The sequence below is a fragment of the Simiduia aestuariiviva genome, assembly GCF_014192475.1.
In the GTDB taxonomy this organism is placed as follows: domain Bacteria; phylum Pseudomonadota; class Gammaproteobacteria; order Pseudomonadales; family Cellvibrionaceae; genus Simiduia; species Simiduia aestuariiviva.
The window spans coordinates 1-17,582 of record NZ_JACHXZ010000003.1 but is presented as its reverse complement, the minus strand read 5'-3'; the positions used below and the strand labels follow the sequence as shown (position 1 = coordinate 17,582).

Genomic DNA, 17,582 nt, shown 5'->3' with positions numbered 1-17,582 from the left:
AAAAAAAGCTGTGCGCCACTGCACAATATCTACGCTAAGTATTCACATTTACAGTTCGTCCCAGTGATGACTTATCATCGGCCAAAAATAATCCGCAGGCGGCAACCCAGGTAGGGTTATGCAGGTGCTCGGTACGCCTGCGCTAGGCTTGCAATACCAAAGGCTGCTGCACGGGTGAGCCAGCCGTGTATGCGCGTACGACAATCTAGCTAATGATTGTTGTGGATCTGATGCTTCAATCTGACAAAGCGTGGCATTGGAATCTGATAAATGACGAGAAGCTAGCTTTGCGCTTTCAAAGTGTTGGTTTTCCTTGCGCTGTAAGCTGGGCCAAAGCTCTTCGATAGTTAATCCATGCTGCATAGCGTTAATGACGTCATCAGCCAGTTCATCAAAATGCTGGCTATTGTTTACAAGGGTGAAATGGGGATCATCATCAGGTTCAAGTCGTACGATAATAGAGAGCGGAAAATATCGACCTACGGCATCGACACTCGGTACGATGATACCAATCCAGGGGTTCGCATCTATGACGCCGTGGCCGAGCGAAAAGTACCAGACCGGCGACGTTAAGTAAGATTCAAGCCATTCTTCGCCGGCCGCATCATGGCTATTTGCTAAGCAACGCTGAAGCCAATCATCCCAGACATCAAGGAATCGCCTAGGCACATTTCGTTCAATGAAATCTCCGTGAGCCGGCAACTTTCCGTAGATACCCATTGTTCGTTCGAGCATATTCATAAGTATTGCGGGCAGTCGTAATTTCTAAGGACGCGATTGTCGAACGGGTTGATGCCGGAATTTGCGATTAAGCGAAATTCCGCTTGGCGTCCATTTTCCTCGAAGGTGATAGTTTTCACATTGCTGCTAGCGGTAGTTTCAATTTTGGACGCATCCAGAAGTCGAAACCAGGCCCAATCTCCTTCGTAATGTTTTCGGTGAACCGTTTCGTTTAAGTCTTCAAAAATGACTCTAACGCGCATCGCCTTACCACCTTCCCAGGTCATCGGTTTCAATGTGCGGGGACCATGCGAGTAGTTGACCCGTGCGTCGCCAAGCTCTAGGGAAAACAGCCGTACACCTGAATCTAGCTTGGAGGGTTCGATTTTGAAGCTCATGCTCGCGCTGCCTGCGCCAGAAAAATACACTTTGCGTATATCATCTGCGCGTCGGAATTGCCGCAAGCTAGCAGACGATAGACCAATGGTGCGTCCATCTACGGTTTTCAGCCGCCAGCGTTGAGTATCTACGAAGGGTGACAAGTAAGTTTGAACAAATTTATGTTGGGTACCTCCAGGTTTAAAGTACTGATTAAACTCAGTAATAGGCGCTTCAAATGATACCTGGGGAGCCATCGGGTAGCGATTTTGCAGATTGTTCTGATAGCTGGTGTATACCTGTTCTTGCCATGCTCTATCTATATGCAGCTTGGCCTGCTTGAGTATCAATGCCCAGGTGTTGTCAGCGATGTCGGTCAGCCAGGTGTTAATAGGGGCTGGAGCGTCCATGGCCTTGATGCGGAGTTGTTTGATCTTGCCGGCGCCGCCTGCAGTGAAAATGGTTTTCGCAGTTTCGAATGCAGCTGCACTAGGATTGGCAGAGCTGTCAATTTCTATCAGCAATTCCTTTATTTGCTCGATGTCCGCAAGATAGCCTTGGATGGCTGCAGGCTGATTGTTGTTGCTGAATGCCAGCTTGTGGATCTCCACAAATTGATCATCTACATACGTTGATGGGAGTTTGTTGCCAAGTGCATCTAGTCCTCGACTTGCAAATCTAAGGCCGTTGCTGGCTCTTCCCGATAGAAGATTCGTGGGCGCGTCTACATTGGCAGGTAAGTCTGGCAGTGGTGCGAGACTGGTGTTGTCAACGGCGAGCTCAATCAGTCGTAACAGCGGCGATGTAATGGGGTCCGACAGTTCATCCAGTTGTGTGATTGCCTGCCTAGTGTCGCCATGGCGGGCTATGGTGACACTGCGCAGGGCGTTTTTCCAAGTGTCTACGTAGTGGGCCATATAAAGCCGTTTTACGTTTTCTGCAATTTCTTTTTTATCTTTGTCTGAAAGCTGTATGGATTCGTCGCTGTCGTACAGCCATTGATCTGCCTCCACTTCCTGTAAAAGCTGAGAGTTGGCTGAGAAATCAAGTGCTTCGTAGCCTGTCTTAGTGAATAGCATGGGTATTTCTAAGCGCTCATCGCCTTCATTTAAGCCGAGCTCAGTTGGTTTGCTCGTGCCGATGGCGGCAACGATGTTGGCTTTTTGATCACCTAATTCGCCACTTCTTATCTTTGCGTAAAGCCGTTGAGAAATTGGCACTCGATTTAATGCACGTTGCGTTTGTTGAACTAATTGCACATTTGGGGTCATGTTGTGGAGATCGCCGCTCTCCAGCGCCATTGCTAAGTGATCCTCCAGTTCCTTTTGTAGGGTGGCTTTGCCCGACATTTGGTTCTGCCAAAGCTTACTCATGTAGTCCGAAATAACGGCAGGCTTGCGCTGGGCAGGGTCGAACAGCATTAAATAGGCCCGTAACGACTCAAGTAGATTGTCAGTATCTTGCTGCTGTTGATTAATTTTCTGTTCAATCTGTCGCGCAATCTGCGGCATAAATACGGTGCGTAATTCATGCTTGTATAAATCATCTGCTGCTGCGTCCACAGATGCATCATAAAGGCCTAGATTGCTTAGCCACGGGTGCTCTTCTTGGTCGTATACGCTTTGTGCTTTTCCTAGCGCACTAAAGGCAGTTGCAATCAGTTCATTGGTTGCGGTTCCTTGATGCAATGCAGCGCGTTGCACCTGATATTCAGCAACGTAATTTTGCACTTCGGCTATGTAGTGCTTATTCTGCGAGATACTGCCTAGCCATAGGGTAATGGTCCCTGCAGTTGCTAGAAGGCTAGCGGCGATCGCTGCGCGACGTCCCCAAAGCAGGCCAGCCTCAAGTTTTCGATTCATTCCTACCAATTCAGATTCAGGAAAGACGACATCTTTTAGCAATCTATTTAGAAAGAAGGTCTTACCGGAATTCGCCTGTTGTTTACCCATGTCCCGTTCAAGGCCAAAGTTGGCGCTGACCGATGCCATCATTCGGTCAATGGGGCTTCCTTCCTGTGTCGCGCTGGTAAAGTAGATGCCTCGCAACAAGGGGTCGGTGTCATAGCGATTTGGATTAAACGTTTGCTTAATGAAATCATTCAGCACATTTGATAAAGATTCAATTCGCGCAGGAAAGCCTTGCAATATACTGCGCTTATCGATATTTCGTTCTTGGTGAAGTCGCCAAAGTAAACGTCGATTAAGGCGACCACACAGTTGATAAAACTCATTTTCAAATGACTTAATGTTGTCTTTAAGGCTGCCTTCATTTTGGCTGAACGGGAAGCTTACCCCCCATACCTGTTCGCGCTCGGACTGGGATAGATTTGAAAAGAACTCTGAAAATCCTGCCACCAAGTCACATTTTGTAAATGTTAGATAAATAGGAAACTGAAGACCAAACTCTTGATGCAGTTCATTAATCCGAGCGCGCAACGTTTTTGCCTGATGCGCGCGTTGGTCTGCAGTTTGAACCATGAGGTCTTGCAAGCTTATGGCGAGTATTGCCCCGTTTATCGGGCGTCTGCGTCGATACTTCTTTAAAAGCTCAATAAAGGCCTGCCAACTGGAGCTGTCGATAGTTCGATGGCTGTCTTGAGTGGTGTAACGACCGGCAGTATCAATGAGCACCGCGTCGTTGGTGAACCACCAATCGCAGTTTCGCGTGCCGCCAACACCGCCAATAGGTTGAAAGTTATCTTGTTTGGCTAATGGAAACTCAAGGCCAGAGTTAATCAATGCTGTGGTTTTTCCGGCACCCGGTGGCCCGATAATGATATACCACGGCATTTGGTAGAGTGATCGACGACGACCGCCTTTGGTAAAACGTGCCTTTTTCAGTATGTTCAGCGCATCTTTAAATCGATCGGCTATGGCTTTTAGCTCTTCATTGCCTCGCTCTTCATCAGGTGAAGTGGGCTCGGCATCCTGCTGCTTCAATGAGTCAATAAGTGCGGCATTTTGCTTTCGCTCTACAAGCCAAAGTATAAAATTCCACATTGCTATGAGAAGCCAACAAGTTGAAATCAGCCAAATGCGCGTTGATCTACTTAATGTATGGTTGTCCTCGCCAAATTTTATGTGATCAGCGCCAAACCATATGATTATAGTAAGTGCGGCGAGCCCTAACACAGTCAGGGTAAACTTGTGAGTAAAGATTGTGGCCAGACGATTCATGCCTATCTCCATGGAGCGCTGTCTGAGCGCAAAAAAACAGATGAGTACAAGTGCAAATTTATGGCTTGATTAGATTGTGAATCTCGGTCGCTACCGGTTGCGTTGTCTCGTTTAACCACCAGCGCATACCACCGTAGCTGCTGATCAAAATGGCTAAAAAGCAGGCAACTACAACCCAGGTGGGAAAGAAGTCAAGTCGAGTTTTTGGCTTTATTGCGTTACTTTCCCAATGTGGCGAAAGATCCTGCTCCGGTGACGACCTTTGTTGTTCAATGGTGTTGTAGAGATTTTCACGTATGGATTCTAATTGTTCATGACCGCGTTGCGCGAGACGGTATTTCCCTTCAAAGCCGATGCTTAGGCAGAGGTAGTAAAGTTCGAGTAGTTCTAGATTTTTGCTGGGGTTTTCTAGCAACTTGCTCAGCAGGGCGAAGCACTTATCGCCACCAAATGTCTCATGGTGAAAAAGGCTTAGAAGCGAGTGCTGACTCCACCCTGAAGAGGCCCCCCACGGTGTATTCAGTACAATTTCGTCAACAACAGTACACAGTAGATACCTAGCGGAGATAATGTATTCATCGCCTATATCTGACTGGCGAGCAGTGAGCTCAAATGCCTTAATTTCTTCCGTGAGTCGCTTGTGCAAATCCGGTGCATTTTGATGTGCGATCGTGCTGCGTAGTTTAATCGCTACGGCGATTAACGTATTTGCACAGTTTACGAGCCTGTTAAGGCCGTGCTTAATGGAGATTTCGTCATTGGGTGATTGCGCATAGCTTCGTTGAGGATTTGCCGCAGTCGTTGGTCTGCGGCCGCCGGGGGTTGGCACCATGATAGTACGGTCGGTCATATTGAAATCCTATTCTTAACTATTTCGAATAGCCCAGAGTTCCATTGTCAATCCAGGAAAGTTTGCGCCAAGATGCACGGCAAATCCGCCAGATCGCTTAAAAGTAGCCCATAGTTCACCGGATTTTTCCAGTTCAAAATATATGTGTCCCGCATGGTAGGGAATTTGTCTGGGTGCCACGGGCAATGCCCGTATTTTAATGCCGGGGAGTTGGGTAGTGATGAGCTCCCGAATAGTTTCAACCGGAGCAACTTTTGCCTGGGAGGGAAATCGCGTCCTTAATAGTTCAGTTTGTACATCAGCTTTGATGGCCAGAACAAAGCTACAGCTATCGATCATTGAGTGATCACTGATAGGGGCCACATGAATGCCGTATTTTCTTTCGACCAAAGACAGAGGCACGGCTGACTGTTCCAGCACCGTGCTTAACGACTGACGTAGGCTTCTAAAAAGGTCTGAAAACGTCAACTGCAGGTTGGTATGTTGGTAGGCATTGAATACTGGTGCTCGCTTTGTGGGCATTGTAAACGTTGCGAGCTCGCCGGCGAGTTGAACTAGCTCCAGATAGAGCACGTAGGGATGGACCTGTTCTTGGTTACTAAGTTGCCCCAGTATGGGCTCAACCCGGTTTAACACCTGTAACAGCAAGTAATCTGCGATTTCAGCGGAACCTGCGCGACCGCTGTCGGCCAGACGATGACCTAGTGCATCGCCGCGTTGCTTCAGCAAGCCTTTGACTTCCTCTAGGTAGGCAGACAAATTGGCTGACACATCGCAACGCAGAACTGGTGGAATAAACTCACGATCCAGCTTTATTGGCTTATCTGCTAATCGTTCTATCACTCTCGCAATTGCAATGGTCGCATAACCGCTTAGGTCATCCGACCCAAGCTTCAAGCACACTCTGAGCTTGCCAATTTGGATTCTTGCAGGCTCACTTGACTGTGCAGTGCTATTGCGCACGTCATAATTAAAGGTTTGGTAGCGCGCCTGCGGTAACTCCTCTTCAGCGCGTATTGCGTCTTGGCTGCCCGGTCTGCGCAACGGTATACAGAGGTATATCAATTGGTCTTGCGTATTTTCCGGTACATCCAATACGTCAGGGGTAATTTCAATCTCAGGGGCAGTGTATGGCGTGCCATCGGGGAACACTGCGCGTATTTGAGTGATAGATACCTTACCCATGTTCAAGGGTTCAGAGTCAATTGCTAAGGACTCAATTCCCCAATTGTATGGGCTTGATGCACCCAATTTCCCTTCAATATAGCGCTCCCAGTAGCGATCCTGCTGTTGAAAGTGCTGGGGTCGAAGGAACATACCTTCCGACCAGATAACTTTGTTCATTGCCGACATATGCTTTCCTTGGGTCAGTATCTAGCAAAAGAATTATCGATGTTTTTTATTTGCTGCTTTGTTGCCTTTCGCTATCTGTATACCGCTGATGGTCAGATCTATTTCGTTACCGGCATGAGGTTGAATAGGGATAATCGTGATGGCTTCAGCGTCTTGATAACTCACGAACTCAGCCAGTAGGCCGAGGTATTTGACATCTGGGCTAAGTTCAAAATCTTCGATTCTACTTTCGCCAGGTGCAATTTCCTTTAGCACCACGGTATCGAGTAGATCACGTCCTAGTCGATTTTCCGCGTCCTCATAGAGATTTAGAAAGTCTTCGCGACCAAACTGGCGTGCATCTGCAAGCTTGAAAACGCGAATTACTAGAGGCGATGCACGATTATCCTGGTCTGGGTTTATGTCTTGTTCAGCATAAATCCTAAGTTTTGCCGAGGTGTCGAGATTTAAGGTCTCCCGGGCAGTTTGGCATCCAGCAATAATTACTGTGAAGGCGATCAGGGCGATAGTTAATAGGTTTTTAATCTGCATAGTGATTCCTAACAATGTCGTTTCACACTTTATTGCGACGGGATAATGCGCGTGCATTCTTTAAGTCCGTCAGTTGTTTTTCGTATGCCGCCGCGAACTCTTCGCCAAACAGGTCTTCGTAGGTGCTTTCACGATCGCGAGTAAGTGATTGATAATGGTCACAGTAAGAGGCCCAATTCTTGGCGTGTTTGCTGTTCAGCAGGCTGCCTGATTGGTTAAATCTCGATTCCAATGATGAGGGCGAAAAATGCTTAAACATAGCGTCATACGCAGCACGCATGCCCGCGAGAACAGCCACTTGATGATCCGATAGGTCATCAAAGCTGTCTTGAATGGCTTCCACAGGTGACATAAAAGCACTGCTGTTGTTCGCGAACATACTATTTAACGCATCGTCCGCAGTAGCAGAGAATTTTAGCGGGTTATTGTCCGCCGTTTGGATCATGGTCCGTTGTACTCGCAATTCATTCTTAATGCTGTTGCGAGCACGCAAGAGATCAATCAAGCGGTGGGTGGTTTGCTTAACAATATCGGCAACCTCTGTTAACAGGCTATTGGCTTTGGCTGGCGAAATAGATTTCAGTCCGAGGGCGTCTTTTAGGCTCTGTCCGCCCGCTATTGATGTGTTTACGATTGCCGGGGAGCTGGTTTGGCCAAATTCTTGTGCAGCGTTGGGTAGAGGTGCGGATGCACGGGTGTGGTTTGTGGTGGTTTGATTGCTCGCGATACTCGCGCTAGCCATTGTTGTTGGCGCAGATGAAAATTGTTGATTCATCATGTGTTGAGGAGGGCTTGTGTTAAGTTCGCCTCCTTGGAGTACGGCTGCAGAAGCCGCAAACGGATTGTGTTGAGACTGCATTGGGTTTGGTATCGCACTGCTGGCATCACGGGGTGGCAGCGGCTCGCTCGGTGGTTGTGGCGTCACTGCTGGCGCTTGGTAGCTGTGCGCTAAAGGCGCTGCATTGTCTGCGGTTGAGCCGTCTTTCCACCAATCTTCTTCTATTGAGTTATGCGCCGTAGCAGCGCCAAAGGAGGGGGCTGGGCTGTCTAGCACGCTATCAAAAATGCTGAGTGGATCAGTGTTTTTGTTGATATTTAGATCTGCTTGCACATCGTGCTCGCTGGCACTGCCCCAATCACTTTTAGATTGCGCGGTATTTATTGGTTTCGCCTCGAGAAAATCATCAAATTTCTGTGCTTGAGCCTGGGCGGCCAATTGTGGGGCCATGCTTGCGCTGAATGTTGTTTTGTCGGACTCATCAAGAAAATCGACTGCGTCTAGACCGTCAGGTAATTTTGTTGAGGGTTTTGCGGGCGCGCGCAAGCTAATTCGAAGTTTGTATTCTCCTAACCCGACGATATCTCCGTCCGCTAAATTGTGTACATTGCCATTCCCAATTGCGCTGGCGGACTCATTGACAAACACACCATTGGTGCTTGTGTCGGTAAGCGTGTACTGGCCTGCTGTGTAATCCACCCTGCAGTGTTGTGAGGAGATGATCCGTTCAGGGTCAGGCAACACCCAATCATTTTGATCAGACCTGCCGAGTGAGCCTCCGGATTTCTCAAAGGCTTTGGTGTGGTTGATCATGTTTGTGCCATTTGGATCGGCGATTACTGTAAGAATTAAGTCCATTTGTCTACCGCGTCACACTTTCCAATGTATTGGTTTCTTTCAGGCGGGCGATTCTAACGCAGCATTTTAAGCTTTAGTAGTTGTGTGTTTATGAGAGTGAACAAACACCACAAATAAAGGTGGCAAATTAGTATTAACTGGTACACCCGTATTCATTAACAAGTTGGAAGGCAAGAGTTTTTGGCGTCATTCGTCTTCTTCGCGTAATATCGCGCCTCCCACAGTTTCAGCTTTTTGTATTGCGTACGCACGTACCATGAAAGCGTTAGAAAGCTGAGCCCGGAAGGCGATCGCATTGAGCGTATTACTTATATGGATGTAGAAGACAAAACCCGTGTAGTTCCCTCGCTCACTAACGCGCAGCGAAGAACTACCCGACCAGACGTTACAGAAAAAGCGTCGCAATCTGTAGCGGCCGCTGCGGATCAAACCGTTTTTGTTCCAAAATCGGGTAAGCCAACGTCGCCCGACGTACAGCCCAGGCTTAATTCAACTCCAGCTTCTATAACAGCGCTCGATAAGACGGTGTTGGCCGGTGCGCATATTCTGCCTCTGGCTGCGAGCAATCCGTCTGAAGCTCGTAGAACATTGATAAAGGATCGCTTTGAGTTGGTGAATCTTTTAGGGTCTGGCGGGATGGGGTCTGTGTATAGAGCCCTGGACCGACGTAAGGTTGAGGCGAGTGACAGTGACCCTTACGTTGCCGTAAAACTCCTAAACGATGATTTTAGGCAGCATCCTGATGCATTTATTTCATTGCAGAGAGAATCTCGTAAATCTCAAAATCTAGCGCACCCCAATATTGTTACCGTGTTTGATTTTGATCGTGATGCCGACTTGGTATTTATGACAATGGAGTACCTTGATGGTACGCCTCTCGATAAGCTCATTCGGCAAAATGCGGGTTCTGGCTTAGAAAAAGAAAGGGCGGAAGCCATTCTTAAGGACATCACTTCAGCGCTAATGCATGCACATTCGCAGCGTATCGTTCACTCTGACTTCAAGCCGGGCAATATTTTTGTTACCAAAAACAAGGGCGCTAAGGTTTTTGATTTTGGCATTGCCAGGGCTGTATCAGGTGAGCTGGGTGAGTCTGCAAGTGATAAGACGCTCTTTGATGCAGGCAGTTTAGGGGCTTTAACGCCAGCGTATGCCAGTTTAGAAATGATCAAGGGCGAAGAGCCCTGTCAAAGTGATGATGTATATGCGCTTGGCTGTGTGGCATATGAAATGTACGCAGGAAGGCACCCGTTCAATAAAACGCCGGCAGACAAAGCCTGCGAGCAAAAGCTCAAACCCAAGCGACTTAAAGGGATCACGCGGCGTCAATGGCGCGCTTTAGAGGCTGCACTTGCGTTTCGAAGAGAGGACCGAGTCCAAGATGCTGCAGAGTTCATGCGGCTGTTTTTTGGGAGAAATCGAGCGTTTTGGGTTGCATCAGGGGTTGTTTTATTTTCACTCGTGGTCATGGGGTCTGCCTTTTTTGCGCAATATCAGGAGCAAAAAGAGGTAGACCAAGCATATAAGGCTGAGCTTGAGGAGAAGTTACAGAAAGAGCTTGTCTTGTCGAGAGTGGCGGATAAAAAGCAGGCCATTGAGCGACTGATTGCCCAGGCGGTGCTGAGCGTTGATTGGGAGCGTGATCTTCGAAACGAGCTTCGAGAGTTAAAAGAGTTGAGCCCGGGCGATGGCTATCCTGCAGGTGCAGAAACGCGTATTGCAGGGCTGTTTTACTTGGCAGCGAAAGAGTATATCGCTGCCGGTGAACTGGAAAATGCTGAAATAACAGTGCGCCGTGCTGATGGCTGGGGTGTGGCCAATGCAGAGCGATTTGCTGATGTCAGGCGTACCTTGAACGCAGAAAAATCGAAGTTGATTGCGCGCTTAGAGGAAGAGCGAAAGCAGGAGGCTATGCGCATCGCTGCAGAAGAGCGCGCCAGAATCAAGGCCGAGCAGCTTAAGCAGCAGAGAGCGCATGAGCAAAAGGTGAATGCTTTGGTGTCTACACTCGAGCGGCAATTGCGCTGCGGGTTTGGGATGGATATTGGTCGGGGGATGGCTGCATCTTTGCAAGAAATGTCGCTACTTGATGCCGATAAGTATCAGATACTAAAGCCGATTGTCGCAAAAGAAATCGCCAGTTGTTTGGTTAAGCTTTCCAAGGAAAATCCTAGGCGTAGCCATGCCCTTCTAGTTTCAGCGCAGCAGCTGTTGCCAAATCAGCCTGCTTTAGCTCATATGAAAATCGATTTTTGTGGGCATTTGGAGCCTGGTTCAGGTGGTAAGGGTGATCGCTACACCTGCGCAGATCCTTTGCTTTCTGGCGGTGTTGGGCCAGTTCTGGTGCGAGTCGGTGGTGAGTCAAGGAACTCAATTGCGATAGGAAAGTTTGAGGTGAGTTGGTCGGAGTTTATGGTTTGGTGTAACGCTGTAGGGTCCTGCTCCGACGCACAAGTCACTGGAAATGGAAATTTACCGGTCACTGGAATTTCAGTCGAGCAGGCCCGTGAGTACACGGCGTGGCTAAGCGATCAAACTGGGTATAACTATCGTTTGCCAACCTACCGCGAATGGTTTGGAGCCGCTGGTGCTAATGGTGAGCGTGAGCAGCCAGACAGAAATTGTTATTTGAAATACGGTGGTATTGAAAAGGGCGGCGAGTTAATTGCAGCTAATGCAGGTATAGCTAATCGAAATGGTTTAGTAAATCACGTTGGAAACGCATCGGAAATGGTGCGTGAGGGTGATGAACTGCTCGCCGTTGGTGGCAGCTATATGGACAGTATGAGTGGCTGCTTGGCGACGACAAAAAAGCGATACGACGTTCGTCAGAACTATGATGTTGGGTTTCGCGTGGTGCGGGATTCAAATCGAAGATAAATGAATGTGACAGGGATGTGTTAGGAAAAAATTATGAAAGCAAACAAACTTTTCAGTAAAAAATTACTAGCTATTTCTGTGGCCTCATTCTGGTTTATGGGTGCTGTAACATCGGCCAGCGGGCAGGCAACAGAGGCCGAATCTAGTTTTCGCAACTCCGTGCGATCGGCGTTTGAATCAGATGTTGGTTCAGACGCAGATCAGGATATTACCAAGGAGTTCCTGCTGCGCACGCTCGATACAGCCGCGCCTAAGCTAGATACGGATATTCCGGTGCAGCGACTGCGTGAAGAGGGGCCTCGAATTGCGGTGAAGCGCTTTCAGTTTGTACGGCTGGAGGAGTTTCCGGAATTCGATATTACACGTGAAAATATCGAAGCAATGGCGGAGTCTTTACGCGTTCAGTACATGAAAGAAGATCAAGTCATGGCGCACGGGTTTACGCGTGACAATTTAGAGGAGATTGCCGGTTATCTGGCCGAGATTAGTGCCCAGGATATGCCTGATCGGGTCACACCGAAAAACCTTCAGCGGTTAATCAATATCGTCAAGTTGCAGAATGCCGAGCGGGGAATGAGTTACGCAGACCTAGAGGAAATAGCTGCGGATCTAACGGGATACTACCGACAACAAGGTCTTTTTTTAGCGCAGGTGCAAATCCCGGCGCAGGATGTTGTCGATGGCGTTGTGAACCTGTCCGTGCAGGAGGGGCGCTTAGGGAAAGTGGTGGCTCACGACAACAAGCGGTATCAGGAGGAGCAATTACAGCAGCCATTTGATCGACATCTGGGCCAACTGGTAAGTCATGCAAAGGTTGAGGAGGGCATGTATCTACTAAATGATCTGCCTGGGCTCAATGTTACCGGTTATTTCACGCCTGGCGACAACGCGGGCGAAACCGCACTGAATTTAAAAGTACGCAATGAGCGTTTGTGGAAATTTGCAATTCGTGCGGACAATCACGGGTCAACGTTCACGGGCGACAAGCGAGTTTACGGTGTGTTGGATGTGATGAACCCGCTGGGTATTGGCGATGCGCTAACGTTAGGTGCTTTAAAGTCCTATACGCCGGGTAATTCTAGCTTGGGACAGATTAAGTATAGTTTGCCACTATTTGGGCCTCGTACACGATTTGAAATCTCGGCTGATTTTAACCAGTTTTCTCTATCCGGTGACGACGATGAAATCATCAACCGCCTGGAGCTCGAGGGTGTGAATAAATCCTATGCCATGAGTGTTGATCATAAGTGGTTTAGGTCACGTGATTTCAACCTCTCTTCGGGCATTAGCGTCACTGACAAAGAAACGGACATGGACTCCATCGTAGAAACCTATCGTGGAGGTGATCATGTACGTGGAGCGGAATTTGGACTCTATGTGGACGCTTTGGGCGACACATTCAGAATGCTTAATATTGCAAATGTAAAGCTGCAGTATGGCCAGCACGTCAATCCGGTGGTGGATGGACGAGGTGATGACTTTTACAAGTTTGCAATGGATACCAACAGTTTATTCTTTGTTCCATTGCCGTTAACTGCTATTCAGTCTCGGCTCGTGTTGAAGTCGCGGTGGCAATACGCTGAAAAATTATTGCCCTCCTTTGAGCAGCTCTCGCTTGGCGGCGCTAACGGCGTTAGGTCCTTTAGTGTGCGCGATTATTCCGCGGACGCCGCAGGCTTAGTAAGTGCTGAATGGTATTTTGACTTGCCTGAATTTATGAATGGCAATATTGCCAGCGGATTGCGCATGAATGATGTATTTCAGTGGGGGTTGTTGGCCGATGCAGGTTACGGAAGCTCAGTGAATTTTGAGCAGGATGGCGCTAACTCCTGGGCCCGCATGGCGGGGGCCGGTTTAATCGTTAAGCTTAGCTGGGACGAGTTGTTTGCGGCACAGTTTACGCTAGCGGAACCGTTGGAAATTGAATCGTCGAACGAGCAGCTATCGCAAAATAATGATACACAGTTTTTTGTAGATTTTACTTTTTTCCTTAAATAAATGAATCGATAGAGTCGCTCATAATGTCACTTGTAAAGTACAAAGGGATTGATAACGTGAAAACGTCAATAGCGCGCAAGGTATTAGCTAAGGCCATCAGTTTTCATAGCCTGGTAATGGGTGGGGTCTTTACATCCATGGTTGGGTATTCGGCAATTACATGTGCTGGCCCCACAGGTGGCAACATTGTTGGTGGTGACGGTGAGATTTCAACGGATGATAAAACTACGAGAGTTGATCAAATATCCGATGTGATGGCTATCAATTGGGATACCTTTAATCTGGCTGCTGATGAAAAGGTACTTTACGTTCAACCCTCCGCGTCCTCATTGGTGTTGAATCGTATCCTGGATGACAATGCTTCTGTTATTCGCGGAACTATTGATGCCAACGGTCACGTATTATTAGTAAATCCGCAAGGCGTTCTATTCACTGATTCTGCCACGGTTAATGTCAATGGTATTGCAGTTTCTGGATTAGACATTGACCCAAATGATTTTATGAATGGCGACTTCAAACTCCGTGCGGTCGATGGCGCCTCGGGAAGTGTTATTAACTACGGTGTTATTAATGCGTCTAGCGCTGCACTATTCGGTAAGCAGATTGCCAACCATGGTCTGATTAAAGCGGATGTCGTTTCGCTAGTGGGCGCCGGTGAGGCCGTACTCAGTTTTGATTCGGATGGCATGATCGGTGTTCAAATTACCCAGTCTGTGCTGGAGAAAGAGGCGGGGGTAGACAGCGCCGTGCTCAATGCTGGGGGTATTGAGGGGCGGCAAGTTTTACTGGATGCGTCAGTTGCCAAAGGCCTATTTGATTCTGCGGTAAATAATTCAGGAACAGTAACGGCGCGCGGAATAGATACCTCGGGCGGAGTGATTAGATTAACTGGTGTGGGTTCGCAGGTGACCGCCGGTGGCACACTGGATGCCAACGGTGTGGCAGGGGCTGTATACATAGAAGGTGATGTAACCCACGTGACCGGAGACGTCACCGCAAACAATGCAGCTGGCCTTGGTGGTCAAGTGCACCTACTCGGAGAAGAGGTTAATGTCGTTGCGGGCGCTGTAGTTAGCGCCGATGGATCAGAAGGTGGCGGATCCGTTTTAGTGGGGGGAGACTATCGCGGTGCGGGTGATGTGCGTTTGGCACAGACTACCAAGGTCGAGGAGGGAGCAGTAGTTAGTGCATCGGCCACCGCTGATGGAGATGGTGGCACGGTCATCGTATGGGCCGAAGATACCGCAGTCGTAGCAGGGCGGGTTTCAGCTAATGCAGCGGGCACGACGGGCGATGGTGGTTTTGTTGAAACCTCAGGAAAAAACATCGTAAATCTAACCGGCGAAGTTGAAGCGCTGTCTGCTGGAGGAGCTGCGGGTACCTGGCTGATTGATCCAGGTTATTTGGAGATTGGAGAAGGTGCAAGCGGCGAAAACTACGTTAATGCCAATGATCTTTCGGATACACTAAAAAATCAATCAGTTACTGTTATTAGTAACGCCGGCAATGATTTTGAAGGCGTCAACAATGCGTTTGGTATTCGTGTTACCGCGGATTTAATTGTGGGCGGTGGAAGCGATACAACATTAACTTTAATTGCGGAAGGTGGGGATGCCAATAACCCCGCACCTGAAGAACAGCCGGCTGGCATTGTTATTGATGCCGATATTAGACGTATTAATAATAAAAAATTCAGTTTAGCTCTTGTGTCCAATAAAGACATAACAATTACCACAGGGCATGAAGTTGACCTAAACGGCGGAGATTTGACTGCCAATAGCCTAGGCAGTTTTGTCAATCAAGGCCATATTGAGGCCGGTCATGTCAATTTGTCTGTAGGGCAAGCTGGTGATGGTTCCAGCAACACACTCGGTAGTGTGATTTTCAGTGAGCTAAATATTACTGGTGGCGCCGGTAGTGACTCCTTTGATCTCAGCTCGCTAGCTAACCTGAATGTTGATATTTCGGCAGCGAGCGAGGTTATGCTGACGCAGAGTGGTCAAGGTTTAGGTTTCGAAGGTGTTGAAAGCGCCACAACCAATGGCGCTCTGCTTAGTATTGCCAGTAGTCTAGATTCAGCAATGATCGACTTTTCTTTGGTGCCGCTAGGCAATGGCACGGCACCCAAGGCTTCGATAAAAAGTGGCGCTGATCAAATTATTGAATTGATTGGATTGTCTGCGATTTCGGGAGAGAATTTAACAGTCAGCGATACAACAGTTGCTGGCGAAGACGCGGAATTGTCGATTTCTGATTCGGTAGGAAAGAAGCTGGGCCACAATAAGCTGGTGTTTAAGAGCGGCAGCCCGACCCCATTTAATTTGTCTGTTAACGGTGTTGTCGCGATTGCGGCCGGTCGGCGCTTTACCCTGTCAGCGGAAGATGACACCTTAAATATCGATGATCAAGATACATCCAATGCCGACGACGATATTTTTAGCACAGAAACCGGCATTGAATTTGGTGCATCAGCATTCTCAGAAATCGATTTTGGTGAGGGGTACGATGAAGTCACTCGAAGTAATCTCACCTTGGCGCTCACCGGTGGCCACAACAATATTGCCGTTGGCGGTATTTTATTTACCCAAGTTGAGAAAGTTAAGACAAACGTTACGTCGTTTGTCGGCAGCGAAGACGCGGACGTGGTCACCATGTCCAACCGTAAAGACTTTACTGCGAATGGCATAGAGATCGATGGTGACAATAATTTTACAACTATAGATCTTGCCAATGGTGCTGATGCAGATGCAGTAGATGTGGTCTATGGTGAGTCGGGTCATAGTTGGACCTTACTTGCTGATGGCGGTGCAAGATCTAGAGATATTCAGTTTAATAATGTCGAGCAGGTGGTGACTGATGACAATAATTTATCAGTTGAAGCTGGCATGGTTAATGTCCTGGTTTCCGCGAGTAGCTTTAGTGATGCGGACTTTGGTGGAAATTCAATAGTTGTTAATGGATTAGGATTTCAGCGTCGCAACAGTGGCGGCGTTACGGATTTTGATGCAGTGAGCGTTGATGAGACGAGTTCGCTGCTGGTCGATGGCGATTCCTTTGGTACAGTTGAGCTATATGATGCAAACAGCGGGCATTTAAGAGTTTTTTCGACGGAGCTGGAGAATGTTGCTGGGGTTTCAGGTGGCGAGCTAATAACCACGGCGAATACGGATTTTAATTTTGTTATCACCAATGACAACGCATTTACCGTTTCGGGTATCAGTTTTACCGATGTAAGTAGCGTCACCGCCAATGGTGCCGATGACAGTTCCACCAGCGACATGGGCTGGACCTTGCTCGGTGGCGCCAATAATGCAGAGAGTCGGGGCGTTGAGTTTAGCGGGTTAGAGCGGGCGTCTGGCGCGAGTGATCTGCTAACGGGTTCAGCGCTTGCAGATATGTTTGCCTTGCATGCCGATGGTACGATTACGGGTAATGGCATTGCGTTTACAGGTATTGCTCTGGTCAATGCCGGTGATGATGTGGATAGCGTGCAAAGTCACAGCGACACGGCATGGACGTCTACGGGGGACAATTCCGCCAACGCCGTCACGGGCGGTGCGATCGCATTTTCTCAAATCGAATTCGTCACCGATATTGCCAGCGGCGCGACGCTGTTTGGGCAAGTGGGTGTCGGTGATACGGCAAGCGATCTTACCAATGACAGTATCACGCTCAATAGCATTGTGTTTTCCAATGAAGGCAATTTCGGTGCACTTGATTTAGCTGGCGGTGGCGATAGTTTAACTATCGCCAGTGACGTCACTAGTGAAGTCATTGGCGACAATAGCGTTGATGTCAGCAATCTGGTGTACGACATCTCTGGTGTCGACGCCATAATCGGTGGCCAGGTGACCACGCTGGCTGACAGCGCTGTGGTGGTGGCGCTCGACAACCTAGGCGGCTTCGAACTCAACGGTATCGCGTTTTCCAACAGCGTAAAAGTGACGTCACAACATGATGATTCCACCATTGTTGGTGGCGATGCTTGGTCATTTGTCGGTGATAGTACGTCGGTTATTCAAACCTTTACCGACATGGCCTTTGAGCGTTTTATTGG

The 17,582-nt window shown here is 48.4% G+C and carries 9 protein-coding genes; 3 read left to right on the top strand and 6 right to left on the bottom strand.

Annotation, left to right across the window (positions count from 1 at the left end; translation table 11 throughout):
• Positions 1 to 48: 48 nt before the first annotated feature.
• The 6 genes from tagF to tagH all read right to left on the bottom strand — a co-directional run bounded on the left by tagF (position 49) and on the right by tagH (position 8,647).
• Positions 49 to 741: a type VI secretion system-associated protein TagF gene (gene tagF / locus FHS30_RS09785; RefSeq protein ID WP_183910310.1), complete on the bottom strand. Its 693-nt coding sequence runs from the start codon at positions 739 to 741 to the stop codon at positions 49 to 51.
• The gene (gene tssM, locus FHS30_RS09780; RefSeq protein WP_343049024.1) at positions 738 to 4,232 is read right to left on the bottom strand and encodes a type VI secretion system membrane subunit TssM; all 3,495 of its coding nucleotides are present in this window, start codon (positions 4,230 to 4,232) and stop codon (positions 738 to 740) included. Before tssM ends, tagF begins: the two co-directional genes overlap by 4 nt.
• A gap of 103 nt (positions 4,233 to 4,335) precedes the next feature.
• Complete coding sequence (gene icmH, locus FHS30_RS09775) at positions 4,336 to 5,127, bottom strand: type IVB secretion system protein IcmH/DotU (protein WP_183910308.1); 792 nt, start codon at positions 5,125 to 5,127, stop codon at positions 4,336 to 4,338.
• 15 nt (positions 5,128 to 5,142) lie between these two features.
• On the bottom strand, positions 5,143 to 6,480 hold the full coding sequence (gene tssK, locus FHS30_RS09770) for a type VI secretion system baseplate subunit TssK (RefSeq protein ID WP_183910307.1): 1,338 nt from the start codon (positions 6,478 to 6,480) through the stop codon (positions 5,143 to 5,145).
• Between the two features lie 33 nt (positions 6,481 to 6,513).
• Positions 6,514 to 7,011 carry a type VI secretion system lipoprotein TssJ gene (gene tssJ / locus FHS30_RS09765; protein WP_183910306.1) on the bottom strand — a complete coding sequence of 166 codons (498 nt, stop codon included), beginning with the start codon at positions 7,009 to 7,011 and terminating at the stop codon, positions 6,514 to 6,516.
• A gap of 22 nt (positions 7,012 to 7,033) precedes the next feature.
• The gene (tagH, locus tag FHS30_RS09760) at positions 7,034 to 8,647 is read right to left on the bottom strand and encodes a type VI secretion system-associated FHA domain protein TagH (RefSeq protein WP_183910305.1); all 1,614 of its coding nucleotides are present in this window, start codon (positions 8,645 to 8,647) and stop codon (positions 7,034 to 7,036) included.
• A gap of 312 nt (positions 8,648 to 8,959) precedes the next feature.
• Here tagH and FHS30_RS09755 point away from each other — a divergent pair, with 312 nt between their 5' ends.
• From FHS30_RS09755 to FHS30_RS09745, 3 genes are all read left to right on the top strand, one after another.
• On the top strand, positions 8,960 to 11,527 hold the full coding sequence (locus FHS30_RS09755) for a bifunctional serine/threonine-protein kinase/formylglycine-generating enzyme family protein (protein ID WP_183910304.1): 2,568 nt from the start codon (positions 8,960 to 8,962) through the stop codon (positions 11,525 to 11,527).
• Between the two features lie 33 nt (positions 11,528 to 11,560).
• Positions 11,561 to 13,525, top strand: a complete 1,965-nt coding sequence (locus tag FHS30_RS09750; protein ID WP_183910303.1) for a ShlB/FhaC/HecB family hemolysin secretion/activation protein — start codon at positions 11,561 to 11,563, stop codon at positions 13,523 to 13,525.
• Positions 13,526 to 13,581: 56 nt separating this feature from the next.
• Positions 13,582 to 17,582: two-partner secretion domain-containing protein (locus tag FHS30_RS09745; RefSeq protein WP_183910302.1), on the top strand; the 4,001-nt coding region annotated here is incomplete at its 3' end.

Bases quoted from the DNA above. Each gene is read 5' to 3' on its own strand.
- tagF (WP_183910310.1), bottom strand. From the start codon at position 741: ATGAATATGCTCGAACGAACAATGGGTATCTACGGAAAGTTGCCGGCT.
- icmH (WP_183910308.1), bottom strand. From the start codon at position 5,127: ATGACCGACCGTACTATCATGGTGCCAACCCCCGGCGGCCGCAGACCA.
- tssK (WP_183910307.1), bottom strand. From the start codon at position 6,480: ATGTCGGCAATGAACAAAGTTATCTGGTCGGAAGGTATGTTCCTTCGA.
- tssJ (WP_183910306.1), bottom strand. From the start codon at position 7,011: ATGCAGATTAAAAACCTATTAACTATCGCCCTGATCGCCTTCACAGTA.
- tagH (WP_183910305.1), bottom strand. From the start codon at position 8,647: ATGGACTTAATTCTTACAGTAATCGCCGATCCAAATGGCACAAACATG.
- FHS30_RS09755 (WP_183910304.1), top strand. From the start codon at position 8,960: ATGGATGTAGAAGACAAAACCCGTGTAGTTCCCTCGCTCACTAACGCG.
- FHS30_RS09750 (WP_183910303.1), top strand. From the start codon at position 11,561: ATGAAAGCAAACAAACTTTTCAGTAAAAAATTACTAGCTATTTCTGTG.